Raw genomic sequence first — 7873 nt, forward strand, 5'->3', positions numbered from 1 at the left:
AATCGCTCCGTACGGCAGAACCCGATATCAGCTTCATCTAGGCGCTCGGAATGCAACCCATCGCAGCTTTCCAGCGCTGGCAGCGGCACATCCGACACGGCTTTGTACGGGTGTTCGCCGCTGTGAAGAATCGGCGAACACCCCGTCAAGTCATCGCGCAGGAACGATATTGACCAGCTTCGGCGCGCGAACAATCACTCGATTAACGTCCGCTTCGCCCAGCGCTGCGCGGACCTTGTCAGCGTTCAGGACGAGTTCACGCAGGGCGTCCTCACTCACGTCGGCTGGGACCTCCAGTCGGTCGCGCACCTTACCGTTGATCTGCACAATGCAGGTGGCGGTGTCTTCCACAAGCAGCTGCGGGTCTGCCTGCGGCCAGGCAGCCACACAGACCGAAGGCTCGTGGCCGAGCCGCTGCCACGCCTCCTCGGCCGTGAAGGGCGCGAAACACGAGAGCATCTGTACCAATGCTTCCGCACCCTCGCGGACGGCGGGGTTTGCCGCGCCCGGCTGGCCATCGACGGCGCGTCGCAGGATGTTGGTCAGCTCCATCAACCGCGCAATCGCCACATTAAGGCGTCGGGCTTCCATCGCTGCGGTGGTGTCGGCGAGCAGCCGGTGCACATTCCGACGCAGCGCAACGTCGGCGGTACCTTCAACCTGTGTGGGCAGTTCCCCCGACAGACGCCACACTCGCCCCAGCCATTTGACCGCACCGGTCGGCGACACGTCAGCCCAATCGATGTCGTCCTCCGGAGGCCCGGCGAAGACCATGGTCACCCGGACGGCGTCCGGCCCAAAAAGCGAAATCTGCTCTTGGAGGTTGACCAGGTTCCCCAGCGTCTTGCTCATGGCCTTGCCGTTCATGATGACCTGGCCCTGGTTGGTCAGCTTCGTGAACGGCTCGGTGAACGACAGCATGCCCAAGTCGTGGAGCGCCTTGGTGAGCCAACGCGCGTACATGAGATGGCCGGTCGAGTGTTCGCGGCCCCCGATATACTCGTCCACCGGCAGCCAACGCTGCACGCCGGCCGGGTCGAACGGCCCGTCCGTGAAGTTCGGGTTGGGATAGCGCAGGAAGTACCACGACGAGTCGACGAATGTGTCCATCGTGTCGGTGTCGCGTCGAGCTGGTTCGCCACAGCGCGGACATGCAACAGAGACCCATTCCTCGGCGCTCTCCAGCGGTGACTTCCCACCCTCAGGGCGCAGCTGATACCCGGACTTGGGCAGCTCAACCGGTAGCTGATCATCTGGAACGGGCACAAGACCACACGACGGACAGTGGACAATCGGGATTGGCGTTCCCCAGTACCGCTGACGTGAGATCAGCCAGTCGCGCCATCGGTAGGTGACGGCCGCCGCGCCCACGCCGTTGGACTCCAGACGTGCGGTGATCGCCTCCGAGCCTTCGGAGATTGTCAGGCCGTTGAAGTCTCCCGAGTTGACCAGACGGCCGTCACCGTCGGTGGCTTCCCCGGTGGCAGCCGGGTCCGGCTGCCCACTGTCAATTACCACCCGGATCGGCAGGTCGAACGCTCGGGCGAAGTCTAGGTCCCGCTGGTCGTGCGCGGGCACCGCCATGATCGCGCCGGTGCCATAGTGCGCCAGTACATAATCTGCCGCGTATACAGGCAGGGGCTCTCCGTTGATCGGATTGACGGCGTACCGGCCGATGAACACGCCAGTCTTGGGCCGGTCGGTGGCAAGCCGCTCAATCTCCGTCGCCGTTGCCGCCTGTTGGCGATACGCATCGAACGCCTCACGCTGGTCTGCCGTGCATAGCTCGTCGGCCAGCGGCGAGTCCACCGCCACAACGAAGAAGACTGCCCCAAACAGTGTGTCTGGCCGGGTGGTGAACACTCGCACCGGCTCATCGCGATCGGTGATCTTGAAGTCAATGTGCGCGCCGGAGGAGCGGCCAATCCAGTTCCGCTGGATGGCAAGGACCTCGTTTGGCCACTTGCCCTCCAACTGGGCCATGTCGTCGAGCATGCGCTGGGCATGACCGGCGACCTTGAAGAACCACTGGGTCAGTGGACGCTGGACGACTGCGGTGCCACAACGCTCGCAGTACCCACCGATCACCTGCTCATTGGCGAGCACCGTCTGATCGTTTGGACACCAGTTGACTGCGGCCTCCTTGCGGTAGGCGAGCCCGGCCTCGAACAGCCTCAGGAACAGCCACTGGTTCCATCGGTAGTACTCCGGGTCAGATGTATGGAAGCGAGTCCGCCAGTCGAAGGAGACACCGAGGCGCCGGAACGACTCTGCCTGCGTCTCGATGTTGGCGTACGTCCAATCACGGGGATCGAGGTTTCGCTTCAGCGCTGCGTTCTCGGCTGGCAATCCGAAGGAATCCCATCCGATCGCGTTGAGCACGTTCCCGCCCTGCATGCGGATGTAGCGAGCGATGGCGTCGCTGATGGAGTACACCTCCGCGTGACCCATGTGCAGGTCGCCGGATGGGTAGGGGAACATGCTCACCACATACGAACGCGGCTCATCTTCATGACCGCCGGTAAGGCCATGCGCCTCGGAGACTCGCAACTCATCCCAGACCTTCATCCACTTGTCAATGATGGCGTGGGGGTCGTAGGCCTCGTCGTTGATCATGATCAGCTCGAATCGTCAGGGTGCGGGAACAGTCCGGCGACAGCTTCGCACACGGTTGTGGCAACCATGCCAGCCGATACCACGTGTCAGACACGCCGGTCCTTGATCATTATTTGGAATCTACCGCCCGAACACGAAGTTCATCCAAAAATGTCGGATCTGGAGACTCCGTGACCACCACGTCAGGGATGTTGCGGATTGCATGGATGGCGTGCTCCAGGCAAGACCACCTGGTGCCAAGTAGTGGATGTGCCCACCTCAGGAGGTACGGGCTCCCGAGGCAGTCGACGTCGGGATACCACAGGGAGGTCGGGCACCTGTCTGCTGTTGTCGGTGGGATGAACTGCTCGGTCGATTTCATCTATTTGCCCCATTCGCCCTTTTATGGCGGTCCGCCCCAAGTATCGACTACTGCCGTTGACTTCCTCAAGCACATTGCGCATGTTGTCGATTAGCATCGCCAAATGGCCAGCCAGAGCTGCATCTTCTGCAACGTGGTTGCAGGCACTGTGGAGTCCGATTTGATCCTTCGTAACAGCGTTGCCGTGGCGTTCCTTGACCATCGTCCGGTCTTCAAGGGGCACACGCTGGTTGTTCCGACGAGCCACGTTCCAACGTTGATCGATCTTGCAGATCCCGGTGCCTTCTTTGAACACGTTCAAGCCGTTACCAGGGCAGTCGAAGCAGGGCTGGGGTGCGATGGAGCGTTCATTGCTGTCAACCACCGCGTCAGCCAAAGTGTGCCTCATCTGCATGTCCACGTTGTGCCTCGCCACAAGTCGGATGGCCTCCGCGGGTTTTTCTGGCCTCGGACCCGGTACGTCGATGCCCAGGAGGCGAGCACGTTCGCTCGGAAGATCACCGCCGCCGCCGGGTAGGTCTTGAGGGGTTGGCAACCCGACGAGGCGCGAAGAGTCGAGCACGTGCGTGGTGGCCGGGACTCGGCTCGCCGCAGGTGGTGACCTGCCTGCCGCGGTGGACTCGTTCTTCAACGACATCCTCGTGATAGCAGAAGACCCGGATGTGCGAGCACGCCGTTTGGGCCTAGTCGGTGCGGTCGCCGCGCTCGGTGACGGCGTGCTCGACTGGCAGGCACTTCGGCTATAGCGCCAGCAGCACGGAACACCGACGGTAGACCGCAGTACCGCCACCTCACGCTTCGAGCGAGATAGGGACCTCGTTGACCTGTTGATCGTGGAAGGCCCGGAGCGCACGTCCTGGGTGATCCGGCGGATGTTCGTGGAGCGCAAGACCAAGGCACCTGCCTCACCGGCGTCTACGCCCAGCTTCGTGGTACCGGCAAGCCCGCAGTCAGTGCCATGTAGACCAGACCGACGGGGCCTGCTGCACCGATGGGTGACAGTTCCAGTTACGCGGCCTGACTGGCCGGTCGGGTCATGATGGTCTCGTACTCGATAGGGGTCAACCGGGACAGGGATCGTTGCCGTCGGCGGCGGTGGTAGGTCCGTTCGATCCAGGTCACGATCGCGGTCCTCAGCTGCTGGCGGGTGGTCCAGGTCCGCCGGCCGAGGACGTTGTTCTGCAGCAGGCCGAAGAAGGACTCCATGGCGGCGTTGTCGCCGGCGGCGCCGACTCTGCCCATAGACCCGGTCACGTGGTGCTGGTGCAGGGCACGGACGAATTTCCGGCTGCGGAATTGCGGCCCGCGGTCGGTGTGTAGCACGCAGCCGGCCACGTCACCACGGCGGGCTACGGCGTTGTGCAGGGCGTTGACGGCCAGCCTCGATGTCATGTGTGAGTCGATGGAGTAGCCGACGATCCGGTGGGACCATACGTCCTTGACCGCGCACAGATACAGCTTGCCCTCACCGGTGCGGTGTTCGGTGATGTCGGCCAGCCACAACCGATTCGGGCCGTTCGCGGTGAAGTCGCGGCGCACCAGATCGTCGTGCACCGGCGGACCGATCTTGCCGCCCTTGCCCCGACGCTTGCGCTTGCTGAACGCACTCCACCAGCCCATGCCGGAACAGATCTTCCAGGCGGTACGCTCGACCATCGACTGGCCGGCAGCGCGGGCCTCATCGGCCAGGAACCGGTAGCCGAACTCCGGGTCGTCGCGATGGGCGTCGAACAACGCGTCCGCCCGATACGCCTGCGCCAGTTCGGCGTCAGTAACACGGCGGACACGCCACCGGTAGTAGGGCTGACGAGCGATGTTCAGTACCCGACACGTCACCGCGACGGGGATACCGTCGGCGGCCAGCTCGCTCACGAGCGGGTAGAGCCTTTTCCCGGCAGGTTCGCCTGCGACAGATACGCCGCGGCCCGGCGCAGGACCTCGTTCTCCTGCTCGAGCAGCTTGATCCGCTTGCGGGCCTCACGCAGCTCGGCCGACTCGCTGCCACTGACGCCAGGCTTGGTCCCGGCGTCGATGTCGGCTTGGCGCAGCCACTTGAACAACGTCATCGGGTGGACCCCGAAGTCCTTGGCGATCTGCTCGACCGTGACGCCAGGCTCCCGGTCACGAGCGATTCGCACCACGTCATCCCGGAACTCACGGGGGTAGGGCTTGGGCACAGCAACATCCTTCCAGCCCGCCCGCAGGGCAAGCCATCTCAGATGTCACCAATCAGTGCAGCAGGCCCGTCAGCCGCGGCGCCTTCTCGACGTAGGCACCGGCACCGGCCTCGTGGTGGAGGCTCTGCTTGGCCGTTTCGATGACATCATCGCCATCGACAACGCTCCAGGCATGCTCGCTGCTGCCGAAGACGCGCTCCGCCCACAGCTACCCGCCGGCGCTCAGTTGCGGCTGCAGGAGGTCACGGCGGAGGAGTTCACGCCACCGGCGGGATGGCAGGCTGAATTGGTGACGATCTGCCGCGCGTTCCACTGGCTCGACCAGGCCGCGACCCTAACCCGGTTGGACGCGCAGGTCAGCCCGGACGGCGCGGTCGCGATCTTCGCCGACAACAGTTTCTGGACCGCTACCAACGGCTGGAAGGCCGCGATCCGCGCGGTCATCCAGGACTTCCTCGGCGAGGAGCGTCGCGCTGGCGAGCGCACGTTCCAGCATCACCACCGCCCGTACAGCGAGATCATGCGTGAGTCTCCGTTCAGTCAGGTTGAGGAGCACGCTGTGCCGGTCATCCGAACCTGGACCGCGGACAGCGTCCTTGGGTACCTGCAGTCCACCTCGTTCGCCGCGCCACAACTGTTTGGCGACCGGCTCGACGCGTTCGACAGCGCTGTCCGTGCCACCCTTGCCCGATACACCGACACCGACACCTTCACCGAAGACAACGAGTTCCTCATCCACATCGGCCGGAGAGAACGGCGAGACCGATGAAGGGGTGCAGATGGCTGTCGAGTACCGGCTGACGCTGGCAGGCGACATCCCACTCGAACAGGTGGCGGAGCTGGCCGCTCCCGAAGCGGTCGAGACGTCCACGGCGTCCGGCGGCAGAATGCTCAGCGTCGACCTGAACGACGAGCGCGGGTACGTCGTGGACATCACCGGCGGCCGGCACGGCTACTACAGTGCCGAGGACGACGGTGGCACCCTGTGGGAATGGGAGCCGACGACCTACGTCGACGTCAGCTTCTACATGCGCAAGGACACCCCGGCCGACAGAGGCAAAACCCACATGCTGGCGGCCGTGGCCAGGACCCTCGCCGGCAGGGCCGAGGACGCGGCCCTGACCCTCAACGGCGACGTGCTGATGCTGACCCGCGTCGCAGGCACCCTTCGAAAGCACAACACCGACGGCTGGCACGACGAAGACTACGACAGGATCCTCCACCCCCTGACGCGCCTATGAATCGGGATGGGTCTGTCAAGTTAACGGCCCTGTCTCACTTTCGGTGGTGACGGAGGGTGTTGCTATGCGAGGAGGATGCGGTGGCGGAGCAGGGTGAAGCCTGCTCGTCCGTGCATTTGGCGTGCGATCCGTTTGGTCTTGGTGTTGACGCCTTCGGTGGGGCCGTTGCTGTAGGGAAGCGTGAGCGCGGCGTTCACGGCGTCGCGGTCGCGTTCCAGGCCTCGGGTGAAGGCGTGCAGATGAGGTAGGTCGACCGCGCGGACCTGGACGATCCAGAGCGAGAGCCGGTCGGCGTTTCCCGGCTGTGGCGTCAGGAGTGCGGCGAAGCGTCCGACTGCGGCGGCCAGTTGGGTCATTCGCGGCCGCTTGGCCTTCTCATCACCGGGCACAGCGGCAGTGTCCACCGCATCGGTCGTGATCGTCATCGGGTGCTACTCCCTTAATCGGAGTTACACCGTTGTTTTACAGTCCCGGGCTGTGGCGGTGCTGCTCAACCACCTTCCTCGGCATCACGCAGAGGTTTGGCTGTAGGTCCATCGGAGCGGTGCCAACGTCAGGGGTCAAGATGCGAGGATGGCTCGGCTGGCAACATCGGTAGCTGTTCTTCACCTTGGAGCAGTGCTCCGAGCCGAGAACACCGGACCGGTAGAGCTTTCAGATCCCGCTCTTCTCCGACGGCTGCGATGAGGCGGAGCGCGTCGGTGGCCAGACCGAGTGCGCCGAGTTCCACGACCGCACCGGCCTTCCCTTCCAGAACCGGGTCCATCAGCCGTGTCCACTCCGGCAGTAGGACCCAGGACGCGTACAGCTGATCGTCGAGCCAGGCGACGGGCTGACCCGCGAGGAACTCCTCCGGCTGGTGGAAACCTCGACGTACACCGGCGTCGAGTAGACCGGATCAACCCGGGACGCGGCCAGCAGAAGCGGGTCCTGCACCAAGGTGGCGTCCACGAGCTGCGCAAACGACGGCGTCCACACGACCATGTGGCCATCCGTGGTGCCATCGGGGTGGACGACCGGCGGTCGTTTCCACACGCCGACTTCGGACACCTCGGTGAACGTGTCGGTCACCCGGTACAGCGTGGCGCAAGCGGCGACCGCCTCGGCCTCGAAGCCAAGGTGCCGCAGCGCCCCACCGACCTGATGACTCGTCGGGACACAGGTGCCCACCAGGGCGGTTGCGTAGTCGGTTGAAGGGTCTGTGAGCTGGGGTTTTTGGCGGCTGAATGGGTGGGGCCGGGTCCATGTAGGACGGGTGCGGCCTGTTCGTGATCATGGTGTTTGCGAAGACAACCGTGATCGAGAACTGGACGCACCCGCTGATGTCATCATCACTGACCGAGATCGTGCTGCCGCAGCGACCCCCGCACCTGCCGTGCCCGACCGTGGTCACCGATGGTGACCGGCGGAGCTTGTTCGTCGCGTTGGCAGCGGTGGACGACCCGCGGGATCCGCGGGGCCGCCGGTATCCCCTCGTT

Annotated in this window: 7 protein-coding genes and 2 pseudogenes; 5 read left to right on the forward strand and 4 right to left on the reverse strand. The window is 64.3% G+C overall.

Features of this window, described 5'->3' with window-relative positions:
- Positions 1–150: 150 nt before the first annotated feature.
- Complete coding sequence (leuS, locus tag T398_RS24275; RefSeq protein WP_496450181.1) at positions 151–2616, reverse strand: leucine--tRNA ligase; 2466 nt, start codon at positions 2614–2616, stop codon at positions 151–153.
- Positions 2617–3080: 464 nt separating this feature from the next.
- Here leuS and T398_RS24280 point away from each other — a divergent pair, with 464 nt between their 5' ends.
- A complete protein-coding gene (locus tag T398_RS24280) occupies positions 3081–3494 on the forward strand; it encodes an HIT family protein (protein ID WP_496450182.1) in 414 nt (137 codons plus the stop codon).
- Between the two features lie 52 nt (positions 3495–3546).
- The gene (locus tag T398_RS24285) at positions 3547–3723 is read left to right on the forward strand and encodes a hypothetical protein (protein WP_496450190.1); all 177 of its coding nucleotides are present in this window, start codon (positions 3547–3549) and stop codon (positions 3721–3723) included.
- Between the two features lie 262 nt (positions 3724–3985).
- On the opposite strand, the gene T398_RS24290 is transcribed toward T398_RS24285, so the two are convergent.
- A protein-coding gene (locus T398_RS24290; protein ID WP_496450183.1) for an IS3 family transposase occupies positions 3986–5154 on the reverse strand; the annotation gives its coding sequence in 2 pieces (ribosomal slippage) (positions 3986–4867 and positions 4870–5154; 1167 coding nt in all).
- Between the two features lie 55 nt (positions 5155–5209).
- Between T398_RS24290 and T398_RS24295 the strand changes: the two genes are divergently transcribed.
- Both T398_RS24295 and T398_RS24300 read left to right on the forward strand, forming a co-directional pair.
- A complete protein-coding gene (locus T398_RS24295; RefSeq protein ID WP_496450184.1) occupies positions 5210–5923 on the forward strand; it encodes a class I SAM-dependent methyltransferase in 714 nt (237 codons plus the stop codon).
- A 10-nt stretch (positions 5924–5933) separates the two neighbouring features.
- Positions 5934–6395 (forward strand): SitI3 family protein, encoded by a 462-nt coding sequence (locus T398_RS24300; protein WP_496450185.1) that lies wholly within the window; start codon positions 5934–5936, stop codon positions 6393–6395.
- A 62-nt stretch (positions 6396–6457) separates the two neighbouring features.
- Here the strand turns inward: T398_RS24300 and T398_RS24305 are convergent.
- Both T398_RS24305 and T398_RS24310 read right to left on the reverse strand, forming a co-directional pair.
- Positions 6458–6757, reverse strand: a pseudogene (locus tag T398_RS24305) (transposase); the annotation flags it as partial.
- A gap of 403 nt (positions 6758–7160) precedes the next feature.
- A complete protein-coding gene (locus tag T398_RS24310) occupies positions 7161–7565 on the reverse strand; it encodes a hypothetical protein (RefSeq protein ID WP_496450186.1) in 405 nt (134 codons plus the stop codon).
- A 98-nt stretch (positions 7566–7663) separates the two neighbouring features.
- On the opposite strand from T398_RS24310, the pseudogene T398_RS24315 reads away from it, so the two are divergent.
- Positions 7664–7873: pseudogene (locus tag T398_RS24315) on the forward strand (hypothetical protein); the annotation flags it as partial.

This window comes from Salinispora goodfellowii (assembly GCF_059570675.1).

Excerpts from the sequence above, each read along its gene's own strand:
- leuS (WP_496450181.1), bottom strand. The coding sequence starts at position 2,616 with ATGATCAACGACGAGGCCTACGACCCCCACGCCATCATTGACAAGTGG.
- T398_RS24280 (WP_496450182.1), top strand. The coding sequence starts at position 3,081 with ATGGCCAGCCAGAGCTGCATCTTCTGCAACGTGGTTGCAGGCACTGTG.
- T398_RS24300 (WP_496450185.1), top strand. The coding sequence starts at position 5,934 with ATGGCTGTCGAGTACCGGCTGACGCTGGCAGGCGACATCCCACTCGAA.